The 464-nt window shown below is 75.2% G+C and carries 1 protein-coding gene; it reads right to left on the bottom strand.

Translation table 11 applies throughout. The features are described 5' to 3' along the window. Positions 1–118: 118 nt before the first annotated feature. A partial coding sequence (locus M0638_RS28500) for a hypothetical protein (RefSeq protein ID WP_248670338.1) occupies positions 119–464 on the bottom strand: 346 nt, incomplete at its 5' end.

Below are 464 nucleotides of genomic sequence, written 5' to 3'. Positions count from 1 at the left end.
CGGTAGTCGGTGAGCAGCACGCTGGCGCGGTCGAGCGCGGCGATCCGCGCGGCATCCTGCCGCACCTCTTCGGCGTCGGGGCGCAGGCCGGCGCGGGCCAGCCTGTCCGGGGCGTCGCTCATGCCACACCCCCAAGGCGCAGGATGTCGGCCACGATCGCGTCGCCGGCGGCCTCGAAGATGTTCCGATGGCTGTCGGTGCCGAAGTGCGGGCCGATCGCCCGCACGGCGTGCGCCTTGGCCAGAAGGCCGGGCATGGTGCGCGGCGTGACGGGGGTGATGCGCTCCAGCAGCCGGTTGGCCCGGTCGGAGGCGGCGTCCATCGCTTCCCAGGCGCGCTTGGAGCCGGCGTCGTCGCCCGCCTCCAGCATCACGTCGCACAGGTGGCTGGCGGCGTTGCACTCGGCCACGGCCACCTGGAGGTCGGCGCAGAGCGCCAGCAGCGCGGCGTCGGGGCCGGCGGTG

Source organism: Roseomonas acroporae (assembly GCF_023223525.1).
GTDB lineage: Bacteria > Pseudomonadota > Alphaproteobacteria > Acetobacterales > Acetobacteraceae > Roseomonas_E > Roseomonas_E acroporae.
This window is presented reverse-complemented; position numbering and strand designations above follow the sequence as displayed.